The 19,904-nt window shown below is 61.5% G+C and carries 14 protein-coding genes; 9 read left to right on the top strand and 5 right to left on the bottom strand.

The genetic code is table 11. The annotated features are described in order from the left end of the window. Positions 1–8: 8 nt before the first annotated feature. The 3 genes from BM216_RS15175 to BM216_RS15165 all read right to left on the bottom strand — a co-directional run bounded on the left by BM216_RS15175 (position 9) and on the right by BM216_RS15165 (position 3,595). Positions 9–1,538, bottom strand: coding sequence for a sugar ABC transporter ATP-binding protein (locus tag BM216_RS15175; RefSeq protein WP_093000122.1), 1,530 nt, complete (start codon positions 1,536–1,538; stop codon positions 9–11). A 195-nt stretch (positions 1,539–1,733) separates the two neighbouring features. Beyond that, complete coding sequence (gene rhaS, locus BM216_RS15170) at positions 1,734–2,729, bottom strand: rhamnose ABC transporter substrate-binding protein (RefSeq protein ID WP_093000014.1); 996 nt, start codon at positions 2,727–2,729, stop codon at positions 1,734–1,736. Positions 2,730–2,782: 53 nt separating this feature from the next. Beyond that, positions 2,783–3,595 (bottom strand): DeoR/GlpR family DNA-binding transcription regulator, encoded by an 813-nt coding sequence (locus BM216_RS15165; protein ID WP_093000013.1) that lies wholly within the window; start codon positions 3,593–3,595, stop codon positions 2,783–2,785. A 200-nt stretch (positions 3,596–3,795) separates the two neighbouring features. Here BM216_RS15165 and BM216_RS15160 point away from each other — a divergent pair, with 200 nt between their 5' ends. From BM216_RS15160 to BM216_RS15130, 7 genes are all read left to right on the top strand, one after another. Continuing rightward, positions 3,796–5,892 (top strand): bifunctional rhamnulose-1-phosphate aldolase/short-chain dehydrogenase, encoded by a 2,097-nt coding sequence (locus BM216_RS15160; RefSeq protein ID WP_093000012.1) that lies wholly within the window; start codon positions 3,796–3,798, stop codon positions 5,890–5,892. 21 nt (positions 5,893–5,913) lie between these two features. After that, entirely contained in the window at positions 5,914–7,206 is a 1,293-nt protein-coding gene (gene rhaI, locus BM216_RS15155; protein ID WP_093000011.1) for an L-rhamnose catabolism isomerase, read from the top strand. Positions 7,207–7,427: 221 nt separating this feature from the next. Then, positions 7,428–9,608, top strand: coding sequence for a catalase/peroxidase HPI (katG, locus tag BM216_RS15150; protein WP_093000010.1), 2,181 nt, complete (start codon positions 7,428–7,430; stop codon positions 9,606–9,608). Between the two features lie 353 nt (positions 9,609–9,961). Then, a complete protein-coding gene (locus BM216_RS15145; protein ID WP_093000009.1) occupies positions 9,962–11,167 on the top strand; it encodes an efflux RND transporter periplasmic adaptor subunit in 1,206 nt (401 codons plus the stop codon). Positions 11,168–11,179: 12 nt separating this feature from the next. Continuing rightward, positions 11,180–14,326 carry an efflux RND transporter permease subunit gene (locus BM216_RS15140; RefSeq protein ID WP_093000008.1) on the top strand — a complete coding sequence of 1,049 codons (3,147 nt, stop codon included), beginning with the start codon at positions 11,180–11,182 and terminating at the stop codon, positions 14,324–14,326. Positions 14,327–14,417: 91 nt separating this feature from the next. After that, positions 14,418–15,035, top strand: coding sequence for a TetR family transcriptional regulator (locus BM216_RS15135; RefSeq protein WP_093000007.1), 618 nt, complete (start codon positions 14,418–14,420; stop codon positions 15,033–15,035). A 177-nt stretch (positions 15,036–15,212) separates the two neighbouring features. Then, complete coding sequence (locus BM216_RS15130) at positions 15,213–16,085, top strand: MBL fold metallo-hydrolase (RefSeq protein WP_210217047.1); 873 nt, start codon at positions 15,213–15,215, stop codon at positions 16,083–16,085. Positions 16,086–16,098: 13 nt separating this feature from the next. On the opposite strand, the gene BM216_RS15125 is transcribed toward BM216_RS15130, so the two are convergent. Together BM216_RS15125 and rocF are read right to left on the bottom strand one after the other, a co-directional pair. After that, positions 16,099–17,163 (bottom strand): ornithine cyclodeaminase, encoded by a 1,065-nt coding sequence (locus BM216_RS15125; protein ID WP_093000006.1) that lies wholly within the window; start codon positions 17,161–17,163, stop codon positions 16,099–16,101. Further along, positions 17,163–18,083, bottom strand: a complete 921-nt coding sequence (rocF, locus tag BM216_RS15120) for an arginase (RefSeq protein ID WP_093000120.1) — start codon at positions 18,081–18,083, stop codon at positions 17,163–17,165. The genes BM216_RS15125 and rocF overlap by 1 nt, the downstream gene beginning before the upstream one ends. Positions 18,084–18,198: 115 nt before the next feature. Here rocF and BM216_RS15115 point away from each other — a divergent pair, with 115 nt between their 5' ends. Continuing rightward, on the top strand, positions 18,199–18,636 hold the full coding sequence (locus BM216_RS15115) for an Lrp/AsnC family transcriptional regulator (RefSeq protein WP_093000005.1): 438 nt from the start codon (positions 18,199–18,201) through the stop codon (positions 18,634–18,636). Positions 18,637–18,726: 90 nt separating this feature from the next. After that, a complete protein-coding gene (locus BM216_RS15110) occupies positions 18,727–19,896 on the top strand; it encodes a pyridoxal phosphate-dependent aminotransferase (RefSeq protein ID WP_093000004.1) in 1,170 nt (389 codons plus the stop codon). Positions 19,897–19,904 lie beyond the last annotated feature (8 nt).

Here is a 19,904-nt window from a genome sequence, read left to right as displayed (position 1 = left end):
CCAAATCCTCACTGATTGCCGGTCGCGGCGCGCACCAGCACTTCGGCGCTCAATCGGTCGCGCTCGAAAATGCCGGCCATCAGCCCTTCGCGCATCACCATCACCCGGTCCGACATGCCGAGAATTTCCGGCAGTTCGGACGAGACCATGATGATCGACAGGCCCTCGGCCGCCAGTTCGCCGATGAAACCGTGGACGGCGGCCTTGGAGCCGATGTCGATGCCCTTGGTCGGCTCGTCGAGGATGATCACCTTTGGCTGGGTCGCGAGCCATTTGCCGATCACCACCTTCTGCTGGTTGCCGCCAGACAGCGTGCCGACCGGCACGGAAAGGGCGGCTGCGCGCAGATCCAGCCGCTCGGCATATTTTCGGGCGAGCGCCAGTTCGTTGGCGGCCTTGAGAAAACCGGACCGCGACGTCTTGCCCAGCGAGGGCAGCGACATGTTCTGGAAGATCGGCATGGGCAGCGCCAGCCCGTGGCGGCCGCGCTCTTCCGGCACATAGACGATGCCGGCGCCGATCGCATCGCCAGACGAGCGGATATCGAGCGGCGCGCCATCGAGGGTAAGCCTGCCGGAGGAAGGGCGGGTGACGCCGAACAGCGACTGGCAGAGTTCCGAGCGTCCCGCGCCGATCAGGCCGTATATGCCGAGGATTTCGCCGCGGCGAAGCTCGAAGGAAATGTCGCGGAATTCGGTCGGATGGCAATAGCGCTCGACGGTCAGAACCGGCGCGCCGATCTCAACCTTCACCTTGGGAAAGACGTCCTCGACATTGCGGCCGACCATCAGCCGGACGATCTCGTCCTGCGGCGTGTCCTTCAATCTTCCGTGCCCGACGGCGCGGCCGTCGCGAAATACCGAAAAATTCTCGGCGATCTCGTAGACCTCGTCGAACTTGTGGCTGATGAACAGGATCGCCTTGCCCTTTCGTTTCAGCCCTTCGACGATGCGGAACAGATCGTCGATCTCCTTGCGGGACAGAGCGGCGGTCGGCTCGTCCATGATGACGATGCGTGCCTCGACCGACAGCGCCCGGGCGATCGCCACGAGATGGCGCTGGGCAATGGACAGGTCCCGCAGGCGGATCGTCGGGTCGATTTCGCTTTCGAGCTGGCGCAGCAGCACTTGTGAACGATCGTTGATCGCCCGCCAGTCGATTGTGCCGATCCGGGTACGCGGTGCGTGGCCGAGAAAGATGTTTTCGCCGACGGTCAGTTCGTCGAACAGCACGGTTTCCTGGTGAATAGCGGTAACGCCCGCGTCTATCGCAGCCTGGGCGCTCGAAAAGCTCACCGGCTCGCCATCGATCAGGATCTCGCCCTCGTTGGGGCGGTAGATGCCGGTCAGGATCTTCACCAGCGTCGACTTGCCGGCGCCGTTCTCGCCGATCAGCGCGGTGACCTGGCCCGGATGGAGCGACAGGCTGACGCCGTCGAGCGCCTTCACGCCCGGAAAGATCTGGCTGATGCCGCGCATTTCCAGGATGGGTGTCTTTGCGGCAGGCATGGCCTGCTCGACAGGTCTCTCATCGGTCATCGGCGCGACAGCATTCATCTTGTTTCACCTGAAAAAGACCCCTCCCAACCCTCCCCACAAGGGGGAGGGCTTAATTCAGTCTTTCCGCCGCGGTCCAACAAAGGGCGAGCGAGAGACACGAGTATTCTCCCCCTTGTGGGGGAGATGGCCGGCAGGCCTGAGAGGGTATCACCGCTTGCGATTAGTCTCGTTAGATCAAAAGATCTTCGAGAACTGGTCGATGTTCTTGGCGTCGTAGACGAAGGGGTCGGCCATGGCGGCCTCGCCGTTGTCGCCGATCTTGATTTTGCCCATTCGGCCGGCTTCGATCTCGGAGCTGGGCTTGCCGTCGGCATCGCCCTTGGCGATGTGATAGGCGATCTGGGTGGCCGAATAACCAAGGTCGATCGGGTTCCAGATGGCGAATTCCTTCGTCGCGCCGGACTTGATCGCGCCCGCCATTTCCGACGGAAGACCGAGGCCGGTGACATAGACCTCGCCAATCTTGCCGGCATCCTTGACCGCCTGCGAAGCCGCAAGCACGCCGACCGTCGTCGGCGCGACGATCACCTTGACGTTGGGCTGCGACGACAGGAGACCCTGGGCTTCACGATAGGACTTGTCGGCCAGGTCGTCGCCATAGACCGTGGTGGCGAGGTTGAGGCCGGGGAAATCCTTCAGCTGCTTCTTCATCTCGGCGATCCAGGTATTCTGGTTCGTCGAGGTGGTGGTGGCCGAGAGAATGGCGAAATCGCCCTTGCCGCCTTCCAGATGGTCCTTGGCAAGCGTCAGGCACATCTTGCCGATCAGCTCGTTGGAAGACGGGTTGAGATGCATGATGCGGCCTTCGGGCGCGACGCCCGAATCCCAGGAAATCACCTTAATGCCGCGCTGCGCCGCCTTTTTCAGCGCCGGAACGACCGCATCCGGGTCATTCGCGGAAATGGCGATCGCGTCCACCCCTTGCGCGATCAGCGAATTGATCACTTCGATCTGGCCTTCCGCCGTGGTCGTGGTGGGTCCGGTATAGATGATCTCGACGCCGCCCAGTTCCTTGGCGGCTTCCTGTGCGCCCTTGTTTGCAGCTTCGAAAAAGCCGTTGCCGAGCGATTTGACGACCAGCGCGATCTTCATGTCGGCGGCACTTGCGGCCGATGTCATCGCCGTGAACGCGATGGCGACGCCAATCGCGAGTTTCCTTGCAAGCTTCATGATCCACTCCTCCCAGTTAAATCAACAGAACCCCTTTTTCGCGTCGGCGCTCCTCAGGCGACCGACGTGAAATCCTCCTTTGTCGTCTCCGTGCCGCTGCCGGCGATGACCAGCGCGACACCGGCAGCTTCGACCATGCGCATCGCCTCCTCGGTGATGCCGTCGTCGGTGATGATGGTCGTCACCCGGTCCAGCGGGCATAGAATGAGGCTGGAGCGGCGATGGAACTTCGATGAATCGACCATCACGATCAGTTCCTCGGCCTGGTGCATCAGCTTCTGCTCGCTCTGGATGACCAGCGCGTCGCACTCCATGATGCCGAGCGGGCTAATGCCCTGGGCGCCGATGAACATCCGCCGCGCATAGAAATTGCGGATCGCGTCGTTCTCGAACGGCGACAGGATCAGGCTCTGTTCACGATAGATCGCGCCGCCTGGGATCGTCACCGTACTCTTCGAATGCTTGACCAGATGTTCGGCGATCGCGAACGAGTTGGTCATGACCTGCAGACGCCGGGCCGAAAGGTAATGCACCATCTGGAAGGTCGTCGTGCCGCCATTGATGATGACGCTGTCGCCTTCCTCGCACAGATCGACGGCGCAGCGGGCAATCACCCGCTTCTTGTCGATATTGACCGCTTCCGAGACACGGAAGGAACGGGCGGCGAGCTGGCCGATCTGCGGCGGGTGAACCGCTTCCGCGCCACCGCGCACGCGCCTCAGCTTGCCCTGCACATGCAGCGCCGCGATATCGCGCCGGATCGTCGCCTCCGAGGCCTCGGTTAGTTCCGCAATGTCCTGCACCGTGATCACAGGCTTTTCCTGGATCGCGCTCAGAATGATGCGGTGGCGTTCGCGTTCGTGCATGGTGCTCCTCCTTGAATAGCAACTATTGCTTGAAATTACAGGTTGTCAATCAGAAACGATCAAGTTTGATTATATTGCAGCGCACAATGAAAGTTTATGATTGTTTATGATTGACAGCGAGCGAAACTGTGGGCGATATCCACCATCAGGGAGAAGCCGATCATCGTCATGAGGATCGGAGCCAGATTGGGAGGAAAGCGATGTCGGGCCAAACCCGCCTTCTCGAAAGCCGTTGGGATGACGCTTATGCCGCGGGGCTCGACGAGCCCGGCAAGCTGCTCTACCGCTCCAACCTTCTCGGCGCCGACAAGCGCATCACCAATTACGGCGGCGGCAATACATCCGCCAAGGTGATCGAAACCGATCCGCTGACCGGCGAAAAGGTCAGGGTCATGTGGGTCAAGGGTTCCGGCGGCGATGTCGGCACGATCAGGCTCGACGGTTTCGCCACGCTTTACATGGACAAGCTGGAAGCGCTGAAGGGCATCTACAAAGGCGTGGAGGACGAGGACCGGATGGTCGGCTTCCTGCCCCATTGTACCTTCAACCTCAACCCGCGAGCCGCTTCGATCGATACGCCGCTACACGGTTTCGTGCCCTTTACCCATGTCGACCACATGCATCCCGACGCGATCATCGCGATTGCGGCCGCGAAGAATTCCCGCGAGTTGACCGAGATCATCTTCGGCAGCGAGATCGGCTGGCTGCCCTGGCGGCGCCCCGGTTTCCAACTCGGCCTCGATCTCGGAGCGTTCGTCAAGGCCAATCCGACGGCCAAGGGCGTCGTGCTGGAAAGCCACGGCCTGTTCACCTGGGCCGACGGCGCCAAGGCCTGCTACCTGCTGACGCTGGAGATCATCAACAGGGCGATCGAATGGTTCTCAGCCCAGACCGAGGGCCGGACGATTTTTGGCGGGGCCGTCGCGAAAAGCCTTGGAGCCGGTGAGCGCCGCGCCATTGCAGCGAGGCTGATGCCGGAAATCCGCGGTCGCATCGGCAAGGCGGAGCGCAAGCTCGGCCATTTCGACGACCAGAACGCCGTGCTCGAGTTCGTCAATTCCGCAGAGCTGAAGCCGCTCGGCGCGCTCGGCACGTCCTGCCCGGATCATTTTCTGCGCACAAAGATCCGACCGCTAATCGTCGATTTCGATCCGGCGAAACCGGATGTCGATGCGGTGATTGCCGGCCTCGACGCGGCGCTGGAGGACTATCGTGCCGATTACAGCCGCTATTACGAGACCTGCCGCCACGACAATTCGCCAAGGATGCGTGACCCGAACCCGGTGATCTTCCTGGTGCCGGGCGTCGGCATGTTCTCGTTCGCCAAGGACAAGGCGACGGCGCGCATTGCTGGGGAATTCTATGTCAACGCCATCAATGTGATGCGCGGCGCCTCGACGGTGTCGGACTATCAGGGCCTGCCGGAGCAGGAGGCCTTCGATATCGAATACTGGCTGCTGGAGGAGGCCAAGCTGCAGCGCATGCCGAAGCCGAAGAGCCTTGCGGGGCAGGTGGCCTTCGTCACCGGCGGGGCGGGTGGCATCGGCCGGGCGACGGCGGCGCGGCTGATGGGCGAGGGGGCCTGCGTCGTGCTCGCCGATATCGATGCGGCCGCCCTCGACGCGGCCAGGACGGATTTCGAAAAGAGTTTCGGCAGGGATGCGGTGCGCAGCGTGCTGCTCGACGTGACGAGCGAGGATGCGGTGCTTGCCGCCTTCACTGAGGCCTGCGTGGAATTCGGCGGCGTCGACATTCTCGTGTCGAATGCCGGGATCGCGTCCTCGGCGCCGGTCGAAGACACGACGCTTGCCATGTGGAGCAGGAATATAGACATCCTCGCGACCGGTTATTTCCTCGTGTCGCGCGAGGCTTTTCGCCTGTTCCGTCGCCAGAAGCTCGGCGGCAATGTCGTTTTCGTCGCGTCGAAGAACGGGCTTGCTTCGTCGCCCAACGCGTCCGCCTATTGCACGGCGAAGGCTGCCGAGATCCATCTCGCCCGCTGCCTTGCGCTGGAAGGGGCGGATGCCGGTATCCGCGTCAACACGGTCAATCCGGATGCCGTGCTGCGCGGCTCGAAGATCTGGAGCGGCGAGTGGCGCGAACAGCGTGCAGCGTCGTCCAAGATTGATGTAGATGAGCTGGAGGAACATTATCGCAAGCGCTCGATGCTGAAGCTCAACGTGTTTCCAGAGGATATCGCCGAGGCGATCTATTTCCTTGCCTCCGACCTGTCGGCGAAATCGACCGGCAACATCATCAATGTCGACGCGGGTAACGCGCAGAGTTTTACGCGCTGACGCATTCTCGGGGAGGAGAATATGGTTGAGCTGAAGATCGCGGCTGATGTGCTTGCCGCCGAGAACGACAAGCGCTCGAATGCACTCCAATCCGACTATGCGGCGCTGGGCGAAAACCTGTCTCGACGCGGCGTCGACATCGAGACCATCACCGCCAGGGTCGCAGAATTCTTCGTGGCAGTTCCCTCATGGGGGGTAGGCACGGGTGGAACACGTTTCGCCCGCTTTCCGGGGCAGGGGGAGCCGCGGGGCATTTTCGATAAGCTGGAAGATTGCTCGGTGATCCAGCAGTTGACGCAGGCGACGCCGAACGTGTCGCTGCATATCCCGTGGGACAAGACCGATCCGAAGGAGCTCAAGGCAAAGGGCGATGCGCTGGGCCTCGGTTTCGACGCGATGAATTCAAACACGTTTTCCGATGCGGCGAGCCAAGCGCATTCCTACAAATACGGTTCACTTAGCCACACCGACGCGGCGACGCGGGCCCAGGCGGTCGAGCATAATCTCGAATGTATCGAAATCGGCAAGGCAATCGGGTCGAAGGCGCTGACCGTCTGGATTGGCGACGGCTCGAATTTTCCCGGCCAGAGTAATTTTACCCGCCAGTTCGAGCGATATCTCGCCTCGATGGCTGAGATCTACAAGGTGTTGCCGGAAGACTGGCGGCTTTTCTCCGAACACAAGATGTACGAGCCGGCCTTCTATTCGACCGTCGTGCAGGACTGGGGCACGAACTATCTGATCGCCCAGACGCTCGGCGAAAAGGCCCACTGCCTCGTCGATCTCGGCCACCACGCGCCGAACGCCAATATCGAGATGATTGTCGCGCGCCTGATCCAGTTTGGAAAGCTTGGAGGTTTTCACTTCAACGATTCGAAATATGGCGATGACGACCTCGATGCGGGGTCTATCGATCCCTATCGGCTGTTCCTGGTGTTTAACGAACTTGTCGATGCTGAGTATCGTGGCGTGACGGATTTCCGCCCGGCGCACATGATCGACCAGTCGCATAATGTTACCGACCCGATCGAGAGCCTGATTTCCAGCGCTAACGAGATCCGCCGTGCCTATGCTCAGGCCCTGCTTGTCGATCGCCCGGCACTCGACGGATACCAACAGGATAACGATGCGCTGATGGCGACGGAGACGCTGAAACGCGCCTATCGCACCGATGTTGAACCTATCCTCGCTGAGGCCCGCCGCCTTTCGGGCGGCGCGATCGATCCAGTCGCGACCTATCGAGCCAGCGGCTATCGGAGCAAGGTCGCGGCGGAGCGCCCCGCCTCCTCGGCGGGTGGCGGGGGTATTGTCTAGATTGAACGATAACGGCGATAATTTAAAGCTATCGCAGCGATCGATAAATCCAACTTAAATCTATCAGAAGCTTTCGCTAAGAATAGCGGAAGGGGAAGACGTGTGCCTGTCATCGGGACCTGACACTGTGATGCCAGGGTTCGCTGGTGTGGAGTGTCGGACATTGACGAACGGAGCGCTTCGCCTGCGGCTCATTCTACAGGAAACATGAGGAGAAAATCATGGACGCGAAATCCAGCGAAAACACGGGCAAGTGTCCCGTCGCTCACGGCCCAGCCAGCAGGGCGAACCGCGATTGGTGGCCGAACCAGCTGAATGTCGAGATCCTTCATCAGAAGACCGGCCTCGCCAACCCATTGGGCAAGGCATTCGACTATGCCGAGGAATTCAAGACGCTCGACCTGGCGGCGATCAAGGCCGATCTTCACGCATTGATGACCGACAGCCAGGAATGGTGGCCGGCAGACTTCGGTCATTACGGTGGCCTGTTCATTCGCATGGCCTGGCATAGTGCCGGCACCTATCGCATCACCGATGGCCGTGGCGGCGCCGGTGGCGGCCAGCAGCGGTTCGCACCGCTGAACAGCTGGCCGGACAACGTCAATCTCGACAAGGCCCGTCGCCTGATCTGGCCGATCAAGCAGAAATACGGCAACAAGATCTCCTGGGCCGACCTCTACATCCTGACCGGCAATGTCGCGCTGGAATCGATGGGCTTCAAGACCTTCGGCTTCGCCGGCGGCCGCGTCGATACCTGGGAGCCGGAAGAGCTGTTCTGGGGACCGGAAGGCACGTGGCTCGGCGACGAGCGCTATAGTGGCGAACGCGAGCTGGCCGAACCGCTCGGCGCTGTGCAGATGGGCCTGATCTACGTCAATCCGGAAGGCCCGAACGGCAATCCCGATCCGCTGGCCTCGGCCCGCGACATCCGCGAGACCTTCGCTCGCATGGCGATGAACGACGAGGAAACCGTCGCCCTCATCGCCGGTGGCCACACCTTCGGCAAGACCCACGGCGCGGGCGACCCGTCCTTCGTCGGCGTCGATCCTGAAGCAGGCGAACTGGAAGACCAGGGGATCGGCTGGAACAGCAAGTTCAACAGCGGTGTCGGTCGCGATGCCATCGGCAGCGGTCTGGAAGTGACCTGGACCCAGACGCCGACGCAGTGGAGCAACTACTTCTTCGAGAACCTGTTCGGCTTCGAATGGGAACTGACCAAGAGCCCTGCCGGCGCGCATCAGTGGGTTGCCAAGACCTCGGATGCCTCCGTTCCGGACGCCTTCGATCCGGCAAAGAAGCATCGTCCGACGATGCTGACGAGCGACCTCGCGCTGCGTTTCGACCCGATCTACGAGAAGATTTCGCGCCGCTTCCTCGACAACCCGGCCGAGTTCGCCGATGCCTTTGCCCGCGCCTGGTTCAAGTTGACCCACCGCGACATGGGCCCGAAGGTTCGCTATCTCGGTCCGGAAGTGCCGGCCGAAGATCTGATCTGGCAGGACGTCGTGCCGCCGGTCGATCATCCTTTGGTCGACGATGCCGATATTGCTGCGCTTAAGGAAAAGGTGCTCGCAACCGGCCTTTCGGTACAGGAACTTGTTTCCACGGCCTGGGCATCCGCCTCGACCTTCCGCGGCTCCGACAAGCGCGGCGGTGCCAATGGCGCCCGCGTTCGGCTCGAGCCGCAGAAGGACTGGGAAGCCAACCAGCCGGCACAGCTCGCCAAGGTGCTTGGCGTTCTCGAAGGTATCCAGCAGGCGTTCAACAGCGCTAATGGGGTCAAGAAGATCTCGCTTGCCGACCTGATCGTGCTCGCCGGTGCTGCGGGCGTCGAGAAGGCTGCCAAGGCTGCCGGCTACAGCGTTTCGGTTCCGGTCACGCCGGGCCGCACCGACGCCAGCCAGGAGCAGACGGATGTGTTGTCCTTCAAGGCGCTCGAACCGCGCATGGATGCCTTCCTGAATTACACCAACAGTGCGAAGCTTCAGTTCCTGAAGGCGGAGGAAGCGCTGATCGACCGCGCACAGCTTTTGACCCTGACCGGACCGGAAATGACCGTTCTGATCGGCGGCCTGCGCGTGTTGAAGGCGGGCAACCCCGAGCATGGCGTCCTCACCGATAGGCAGGAAACGCTAACGAACGACTTCTTTGTCAACCTTCTGGACATGGCGACGGAATGGTCTCCTGTTGTCGGCAAGCAGGGTGTCTATGAAGGACGCGATCGCAAGACCAAGCTGTCGAAATGGACCGGCACGCGCGTCGACCTGATCTTCGGTTCGCACTCTCAGCTGCGCGCCTTTGCGGAAGTCTACGCGCAATCCGACTCCAAGGAAAAGTTTGTCAAGGATTTCGCCGCGGCGTGGACGAAGGTCATGAACGCGGATCGTTTCGATCTCGCCTAAAGAGTGACGAGCGGGTGCGGCCTATGGACGCGCCCACTCCGAAATGCGATGTTTTTCAGAAGGATGGCGCGAGGATATCGCGCCATTTTTTCGTTTGGCGGCTCACCGACTGCACGGTTCCCGCATCTAGTTGATCCTTGCGGGCCAGCACTTTTGTGCATTTTCACCTACGGCGTCACGCCTTCGGTAAGGTTGGAAGCCTTCCGCATCAGGTAGGTAAACTGGACCCCACAAGAATTTGAATACCGCGCGCACACAATTAGTGTGCAATGCAGCAAGCTCTTGCTATATGGGATATACGTATTAGTTTGTATGTAAATTTCCCACCTCGGCTTTACCCCTGGAGCTGCTCGATGCAAAAGACGCCCCTGCGCGCTCTCACCCTATTGTCCTGTCTCGTATTTCTGGCCGCCTGCCAGGAAAATCAGGAAGGCCAGGCCCAGCAAGCGCCGCCGCCGTCTGCCGTCGGCGTCGTGACGATGGCGGCTGAAGCCCTGCCGATCATCAATGACCTGCCCGGCCGCGTCGCCCCGACCCGTCTCGCCGAAGTGCGCCCGCGCGTATCGGGCATCATCGTCGAGCGCGTCTTCGAGCAGGGTTCGCTCGTCAAGCAAGGGGATGTCCTCTACAGGATCGACCCGGCACCGTTCCAGGTTCAGGTCGATAGCGCCGAAGCCACGCTCGCACGCGCCAAGGCAGTTCAGCTCCAGGCCCGTCAGACTGCCGATCGCCAGCAGCAGCTTCGCCGCAACAATGTCGCTTCCCAGCAGGAATTCGACAACGCGATCGCGATGCTCGCTCAGGGCGATGCGGAAGTGGCTGTTGCTGAAGCCGGGCTCGCCGAAGCCCGCCTCAATTTCCAGTATTCGCATGTCACTGCACCGATCAGCGGTCGCATCGGCCGTGCGCTGATCACCGAAGGCGCACTGGTCAGCTCCAACGCGTCCGAGAATCTGGCGACGATTCAGCAGCTCGATCCGATCTATGCCGACTTCACGCAGCCTGCCGCCGATCTCATCCGCCTGCGCAAGGCACTCGAGGACGGCAAGCTGATGACGGGTGACAACGAAGCCGAGGTGAAGCTGATCCTCGACGACGGCACGCCTTACGAGCAGAGCGGCCGTCTGCTCTTCTCCGAAGCAGCGGTTGATGAAACGACCGGTCAGGTGACGCTGCGTGGCGAGTTCCCCAACCCGAACGGCGATCTGCTGCCGGGCATGTATGTCCGCGTCCAGATTCAGCAGGGTGTCGAGAGAGCCGCCTTTGCCGTGCCGCAGCAGGCTGTCCAGCGGGATGCCGGCGGGCAGGCAAGTGTCCTTGTTGTCGGCGAGGCAGACAAGGTCGAATCACGCCGCGTTACGGTCGGCCGTTCGCTCGGCGATCGCTGGGTGATTTCGCAGGGACTGAAGGAAGGCGACCGTGTCGTTGCCGACGGTTTCCAGAAGACCGCGCCGGGCGCGACCGTCAAGCCGCAGCCGTGGAGCCCTGAGAAGCCCGCGACAGAGCAGGCAGCCGAAGGCAGCAACGCCGAGCAGCCCGCAGAACCTGCACAAAAGTAAGGATCCGGTCCTATGGCACGTTTCTTCATCGACCGGCCCATCTTTGCGTGGGTCGTCGCGATCTTCATCATGCTGGGTGGCGCGATCGCCATTCCGATGCTGCCGATCGCGCAGTATCCGAATGTCGCACCCCCGCAGATCAGCATTTCGACGAATTATCCGGGCGCTTCGCCTGAAAATATCTATCTCAGCGTCACGCGTCCGATCGAGGAAGAGCTGAACGGCGTTCCGGGGCTGATCTATTTCGAATCCACCTCGGAATCCTCCGGCCGTATCTCGATCAACGTCACCTTCGCGCCGGGCACCAATATCGGTGAAGCCCAGGTCGAGGTGCAGAACCGCATCGCCCGCGCCGAGCCTCGTCTGCCGGGCGCGGTTACCTCCCAAGGTATCCGCGTCGAACAGGCTGGCACGTCCTTCCTTTCGGTCGTGTCGCTGACCTCGACGGACGGAAACACCGACGCAATCGGCCTCGGTGACTATCTGCAGCGTAACGTCATCGGTGAAATCCGCCGTGTGCCGGGCGTCGGCAGCGCGCAGCTGTTCGCCACCCAGCGCTCCATGCGTATCTGGATGGACCCGGACAAGATGGTCGGCCTCAGCCTGACCTCGAACGACATCGTCAGCGCCATCGAGGCGCAGAACGCTCAGGTCGCTGCCGGCCGCATCGGCGCTACACCGAACCCGATCGGGCAGCAGATCTCCGCCACGATCAACGTCCAGGGCCAGCTGACCAACCCGGAACAGTTCGGTGCGATCGTGCTGCGCGCCAATCCGGATGGCTCGTCGGTACGCTTGCGCGATGTAGCGAGAGTGGAAGTCGGCGGCGAAAGCTACAACTTCTCCTCACGCCTCAACGGCAAGCCGAGTGCCGCGATCGGCGTGCAGCTGTCGCCGACCGGCAACGCACTTGCGACATCGGAAGGCGTTCGCCAAGTGATGGAGGAGCTGAAGCAGTATTTCCCGGCCGGTGTGGAATATGAAATTCCCTACGACACCAGCCCGTTCGTGGAAGTCTCTATCGAAAAGGTCATCCACACGCTGGTGGAGGCGATGATCCTCGTCTTCGTGGTGATGTTCCTGTTCTTGCAGAACATCCGTTACACGATCATCCCGACGCTCGTCGTGCCGGTCGCGCTCATGGGCACCTGTGCGGTCATGTTTGCCTCCGGCTTCTCGATCAACGTCCTGACCATGTTCGCCATGGTTCTGGCAATCGGCATCCTCGTCGACGACGCGATCGTCGTCGTGGAGAACGTCGAGCGTATCATGGCGGAAGAGAAGCTGCCGCCGAAGGAAGCGACGCGCAAGGCGATGGGCCAGATTTCCGGCGCCATCATCGGCATCACGCTGGTCCTGAGCGCGGTCTTCATCCCGATGGCCTTCTTCCCCGGCGCCGTCGGCATCATCTACCAGCAGTTCTCGCTGACCATGGTCGTTTCGATCCTGTTCTCGGGTTTCCTGGCTTTGTCGCTGACACCGGCGCTCTGTGCCTCGTTCCTCAAGCCGATCACGGGCGACCACCACGAGAAGAAGGGCTTCTTCGGCCTGTTCAACCGTGGATTCGACAAGGCTTCGCACGGATATTCGCGCAGTGTGGGCGGCATTATCAAGCGCTCAGGCCGGTTCATGGTGATCTATCTCGCGCTGCTCGTCGGCCTCGGCTGGGTCTATCTGCAGCTGCCGACCTCGTTCCTGCCGAACGAAGACCAGGGTTACCTGATCGTCGACGTCCAGGCGCCGGCAGAGGCGAGCACGGACCGTACCACCGAAGTGATCTCTCAGATCGAGCAGATCGCATTGAAGGAAAAGGCTGTCGAGCGGATCATCGCCATTAACGGCTTCTCCTTCTCGGGGTCCGGCCAGAATGCCGGCCTCGCCTTCATCACCCTGAAGGATTGGGATGAACGCGGTCCGGAGGATTCCGCTGCCGCTATCGCCCAGCGGATCAACGGCCAGATCTTCGGCCTGCGTGACGCCATCGCCTTCTCGCTGTCGCCGCCGCCCATCCAGGGCCTTGGTAACTCAAGCGGCTTTACCTTCCGCCTGCAGGACCGCTCCGGCCAGGGGCAGGCAGCGCTCGCTGCCGCCCGCGACCAACTTATGGCGGCTGCGGGCAAGAGCCCGATCCTCGCCGGACTGCGTATTGAAGGCATGCCCGATGCTGCGCAGGTCAATCTGCTGATCGACCGCGAAAAGGCAAACACGTTCGGCGTGACCTTCTCGGACATCAACTCGACGATCACCGCGAACCTCGGGTCGACCTACGTCAACGACTTCCCGAATACGGGCCGCATGCAGCGCGTCACCGTCCAGGCGGATGGCAATCAGCGCATGCAGACGGCTGATCTGCTCAAGCTCAACGTCCGCAATGCGAGCGGCGGCATGGTTCCCATGTCCTCCTTTGCATCGGTCGAGTGGATCCGCGGACCGTCGCAGGTCGTGGGCTACAACGGTTACCAGTCCGTCCGCATCGCCGGTCAGGCTGGTCCGGGCTATTCGTCGGGCGATGCGATCGCCGAGATGGAACGTCTGGCCGAGCAGCTGCCGACCGGTTTCGGTTACGAATGGACCGGCCAGTCGCTGCAGGAGATCCAGTCGGGCTCCCAGGCACCGGCACTGATCGCGCTATCGATCCTGTTCGTCTTCCTGCTGCTCTCGGCACTCTACGAAAGCTGGTCGATCCCACTGTCGGTCATGCTCGTAGTGCCGCTCGGCGTCATCGGCTCGGTCGCAGCCGTGATGCTCCGCGACATGCCGAACGACGTGTACTTCCTCGTCGGCCTGATCACGATCATCGGGCTGTCGGCGAAGAACGCGATCCTGATCATCGAGTTTGCCAAGGACCTGCGGGCCGAAGGCAAGACGACCTATGAGGCGACCGTGGAAGCAGCCCATCTGCGCTTCCGCCCTATCCTGATGACGTCGCTCGCCTTCACCCTGGGCGTCGTGCCGATGGCGATCGCCACGGGCGCAAGCGCTGCCAGCCAGAACGCCATCGGTACCGGCGTGCTTGGTGGTATGATTTCGGCCACGGTGCTTGCGATCTTCTTTGTCCCGGCCTTCTTCATGTTCGTCATGAGGCTGTTCGGCGGCGCGCGCAAAGAGCCGCTGACGCGTGACAAGACCGAAGCCGCGGAAACGGCATCGGCCCATTGATCAGGTCAGCCCGAAAGCCAACCGGCTTTCGGGCTGACGACGACTTTCGGTTCGCGAGCCGGGTGCTCAGGACTATCGAAAGGGGAGGAGAATGAGACGTACCAAGGCTGAGGCAGCTGAAACCCGGTGCTCCATCGTCGACGCAGCGGAAAAACTGTTCTTCGAAAAGGGCGTGGCGAACAGCACGCTCGACGAAATTGCCACCGCGGCAGGCGTCACGCGCGGAGCGATCTACTGGCATTTCGAGAGCAAGAGCGATCTCTTCCTCGAACTTTACAACGCCGCTCAGTTGCCTCGGGTCAACATGACGGATGTCGACGATCTCGACGGCAGCGACCGCGATCCCCTTCTCGTCGTCGAGACCATGGCATGCGACTGGCTGAAGATGTTGGCGCAGGACCGACAACGGCAGCGCCTCCTCTCCATTCTGCTGCGTACCAACTTCACCGAAGAATTCCAGCCGGTCATGGACGAACTGGAGAAACTCGATCAGGAACATACCCAGCATCTCGAAACCATCTTGATCGAAGGCGAAAAGCGGGGTTGCCTGGCCGCAACCTGGACGCCGAAATCGGCGAGCCGGGCGTTCAAGTGGCTGATGAAGGGCATCTGCTGGGACTGGCTTTTGTTCGGCCAGAAATTTGATCTGGTCGAGGACGGCAGCGACAAGGTCAGGCGGTTGCTCGCCAGCTTCCGGGCCGCGCGCTAGGGCGTGCTTGACCCACTTACGTCGAACGGTGTCGTTGCCAGACGCGGACAAGGTGTCAGATATTCAGGCCGCATGCTGACGAATATTTCCGCTGTAAGTCTATTGGCCGATTTTGAAGCGAATGGATTGAAACAGGCCAGTTACTTGTTCGCAGCCAATCAATAACCCGGAATTCCCATGATGAGCGCACGTCCACTGGTCAAAGGTTTCTACGAGGAACGCAGCGGCAGCATTCAATATGTCGTCGCCGATCCGGCAACGAAATGCTGCGCCATCATCGACCCGGTGCTGGATTATGACGAGAAATCCGGCAGCGTCGCGACCAAGAGCGCCGACGCCATTCTCGCCTATATCGCCAGCGAGAAGATGAAGCTCCAATGGATTCTCGACACCCATCCCCATGCCGACCACTTTTCCGCCGCTGCCTATCTCAAGCAGGTTACCGGCGTGCCGACCGCGATCGGCGCCAGGGTGACCGAAGTCCAGAAGCTCTGGCAGAAGATCTACGGCATGCCGGAGATGAAGGTCGACGGCTCGCAATGGGACCGTCTTTTCGAACACGGCGACCTGTTCGATATCGGTGAGCTTTCCTGCCGTGTGATGCATTCGCCGGGTCACACGCTTGCCTCGATCACCTATGTGGCGGGCGACGCCGCCTTCATCCACGATACGCTGTTCATGCCCGACAGTGGCAGCGCCCGTGCCGACTTTCCGGGGGGCAATGCCGCCGATCTCTGGTGTTCGATCGCGGCCATCCTGGAGTTGCCCGGCGAGACACGGCTATTTACCGGGCATGACTACCGGCCCGAAGGGCGCGAAGCGTGTTGGGAGAGCACCGTCGCACAGCAGCGAGCGGAAAACCCGCATGTGCAGAACGGCGACGATTTCGTCCGGTCGCGGCAGAAGCGCGACGCGACGCTGCCGTTTCCTCGGATCATGCTGCACGCGTTGCAGGTTAACCTGAACGCCGGGCGGTTGCCTGAGCCGGAGAGCAATGGCAGCCGTTATCTGAAGATCCCGCTGGACGCGTTCTCGGTGGCGGCCTGGTAGCAGATCCTGGGGGTCAGGCGACAGCCAGAGTGGCGGCTTCACGGCGCAAGAGCATGCCGAAAAGGTCGCGCGGTTCGTCCGGATCGGCGAGCAAGTCGAGCTTTTCGAAGCGGTCGCAGCCCTTGAGCTTGTCATAGACGTAGCGGAGCGCCGAAAAATCTTCCGTCGCGAAACCAACGCTGTCGAACAGCGTGATCTGGCGTGCATCCTCCCGACCGGTGGTCTGCCCGGCGATGACCTGCCAGAGCTCGGTGACCGAATGATCCGGGCCAAGCTGCTGGATCTCGCCTTCGACCCGCGTCTGCGGCGGATATTCGACGAAGATCGAGGCGCGTAGCAGGATGTCGCGATGCAGCTCCGTCTTGCCGGGGCAGTCGCCGCCGACAGCGTTGATATGAACGCCCGGGCCGATCATGTTGTCGGTCAGGATGGTCGCATTCTGCTTGTCGGCAGTGGCGGTCGTAATGATCTGTGCACCCTCGACCGCTTCCTCCGCTGTGCGACATGCCATGATATTCAGCCCGAGATGTGACAGGTTGCGACGGCAGCGTTCGGTCGCTGCCGGATCGATGTCGTAGAGCCGCAGGTTTTCGATGCCGAGAAGTGACTTGAATGCCAGCGCCTGGAATTCGCTCTGTGCGCCGTTGCCGATCAGCGCCATCGTCTTCGCTCCCTTCGGCGCCAGGTATTTGGCCGCAACGGCGGAGGTCGCTGCTGTCCTGAGCGCCGTCAGGATAGTCATTTCGGACAGGAGCAGCGGGTAGCCGCTGTCGACATCCGAAAGCACGCCGAAGGCTGTCACGGTCTGGCGGCCGCTCCTGGTGTTCTTCGGATGGCCGTTCACATATTTGAAGGCGTAGAGCCGGCCATCACTGGCCGGCATCAGCTCGATCACGCCATCGCGGGAATGCGAGGCGATCCGGGCGACCTTGTCGAACAGCTCCCAACGGCGGAAATCCTCTTCCACATAGGCTGCGAGTTCCCTCAGGAAGGTCTCGGTGCCGGTGGAAAGCACGAGATCCATCATGTTCTCGACGCTGATGAAGGGGACAATGTTGAGGTTCTGTTCGACGGCCATCAATAGCTCCTTGTCGGCCTGTCGAGGACGGTGCGTCCCATCAGGCTGGCGGTGAGGTCGACGAGTAGCTTCGCGGTGCGGCCGCGCTCGTCGAGGAAGGGGTTGAGCTCGACCAGGTCGAGGCTGGTGACGAGGCCACTGTCATGCAGCATTTCCATCACCAGATGGGCCTCGCGGAAGGTCGCGCCGCCCGGCACGGTGGTGCCGACGGCCGGCGCGATTGCCGGCTCGAGGAAGTCGACATCGAGGCTGACATGCAGCAGGCCGTTTGCCGCCTCGACCTCGTCGATAAAGCGCCGCAGCAGCACGGCGACACCATGTTCATCGATGGTGCGCATGTCGTGAACGGTAACGGAATTCTGCTTCAGCGCCTCTCGCTCGGCGGGATCGACGCTGCGAATGCCGATCATGCAGACGCGGGCCGGATCGACCGGATGCGAGAGAGCCGGCAGATAACCGTCGAAGCCGGGTTGTCCCGTATAATAAGCGGCAGGCAGGCCATGCAGATTGCCGCTCTTGGTCGATTCCAGCGTATGGAAATCCGTATGCGCATCCAGCCAGAGGACGAAGAGCGGTCGGCCTTGTTCAGCCGCGCGCCTCGCGACGCCGGCGACGGTGCCGGCGGACAGCGCATGGTCGCCGCCCATGAAGATCGGCATGCCTTGGCCGCTCTCGCGATAGGCGACCTCCGTCAGAAGCTCGGTCCAGGCAGCAATCTGCGGCAGGTTACGAACCGCCGGATTGGGATGGCTGACATCCGGCAGGTCGCCGATCACCACATTGCCGATATCCGTCACCTCGTGCCCAAGTTCCACCAGCGCACCCTTCAGATCGGCGACGCGAAGCGCGCTTGGCCCCATCTCGCAGCCAAGCTGCGAAGCGCCGTCCTGAAGGGGGATACCGATAAGTCTGCAATGCATGTCGTCACTCCGTTTGTTCGAAAAGATCATGGGTGGATGGCGGATTGAACAGATCTATTTGCCAAATACGTCGAAAGCACTTTTCATTTCGGCAGCATGATTTATCAATTTGTCCATGGATGAATTCGACCACAAGCTGGTGACGCTTTTGCGTCACGATGCGCGAAGAAGCATATCGGATCTCGCGGGCGACCTCGGCGCATCGCGGGCGACGGTGCGTGCGCGCATGGAAAAGCTGGAGCGCAACGGCAGCATTCTCGGTTATACCGTTATCCTCAGGGCCGACACGGTTGACCTGCCGGTGCGCGGCATCATGATGATCGAGATCGAGGGCCGTGTCGCCGACCGGGTGATCCGCACGCTCGGCGGTTTTCCGGAAGTCTCCGAAATCCACACGACCAACGGCCGCTGGGACCTCGTGGTCGAGCTGGGCACAGCGACGCTTGCGGATTTCGACAATGTGCTGCGCCGCATCCGGCTGGTGCCGGGCATCACGGCCAGCGAAACCAATCTTCTTCTGGCGACGCCGCGCAGCACCAGGGCGCGGCTGTAGATCTTTCGGCATATCCACCGTTGACGGATTTTTGCGGCGCACCTACTGCTTGAGTCTGCCCCTTTTGATCTCCTTCACGCCGAGTAGCCCATGACCATCATCAGACCGGATATCAGCGCCCGTGCCGCGGCCGCGCCGCGCAGCGGTATCGGCGAAATCGTCGCCTATGCACGAGGTCGCGACAACCTGATGCCGCTCTGGATCGGCGAGGGCGACCTGCCGACGCCGGACTTCATCACCAGGGCAGCCGGCGAGGCACTGGGCGCGGGCGAGACCTTCTATACCTGGACGCAAGGGATTCCCGAACTCCGGCAGGCGATCGTCCGCTATTATGACCGCCACTACGGCAACAATCTTTCGGTCGACAATATCTATGTCACCGGCTCGGGCATGCAGTCGATCGTGCTCGCCATCCAGGCTGTCACATCTGCCGGCGACGAGATCATCCATCTGTCACCCGCATGGCCGAATGTCGTCCATGCGATCACGGTGGCGGAGGCGAAGCCGAAATCCGTGGTGCTCGATTTCGTCGATGGGCAGTGGAAGATCGATATCGATCGCCTCGCATCCTCGATCACGCCGAAGACGAAGGCGCTGTTCATCAATTCGCCCTCCAACCCGACCGGCTGGACCGCGACGAAGGACGACCTGCGCGCCATCCTCGAGCTTGCCCGTCATCATGGTCTCTGGGTTATCGCCGACGAGATCTACGGCCTCTATTATTTCGACGGCGCCCGCGCGCCGTCCTTCATGGATGTCATGGAACCCGAAGACCGGATCATCTTCGCCAATTCCTTCTCCAAGAACTGGTGCATGACCGGCTGGCGCGTGGGCTGGATGGTGGCGCCGGCCGAAATCGGCCAGACGCTGACCAACCTCATCCAGTATTCCACCTCCGGCGTGGCGCAATTCATGCAGAAGGGCGCGATCGCAGCGCTCGACCACGGCGACGATTTCGTCCGCACGAATATCGAGCGGGCGCGCATCTCGCGCGATATTCTCTGCGACGCGCTGGTGGCGACCAATCGGGTCGAGACGCGCAAGCCGCCCGGCGCGCTCTACGCCTTCCTCAAGATCGACGGTATTGCGGATGCCCGCGAGGAAGCTTTTAGGATCGTCGATGCGACGGGCGTCGGCATGGCACCGGGCACCGCCTTCGGTCCGGGTGGCGAGGCCTTCATGCGCGCCTGTTTCCTGCGCGATCCGAAGCAGATCGAGGATGCGGCCGATCGACTGAGCCGCTACATCCGCGCACGATAAATTCCGGC

Origin of the sequence: Rhizobium sp. NFR07 (assembly GCF_900111905.1) — a bacterium.
Lineage (GTDB): Bacteria > Pseudomonadota > Alphaproteobacteria > Rhizobiales > Rhizobiaceae > Neorhizobium.
The sequence above is the reverse complement of the archived record's forward strand: the minus strand, read 5'-3'. Positions and strand labels throughout refer to the sequence as shown.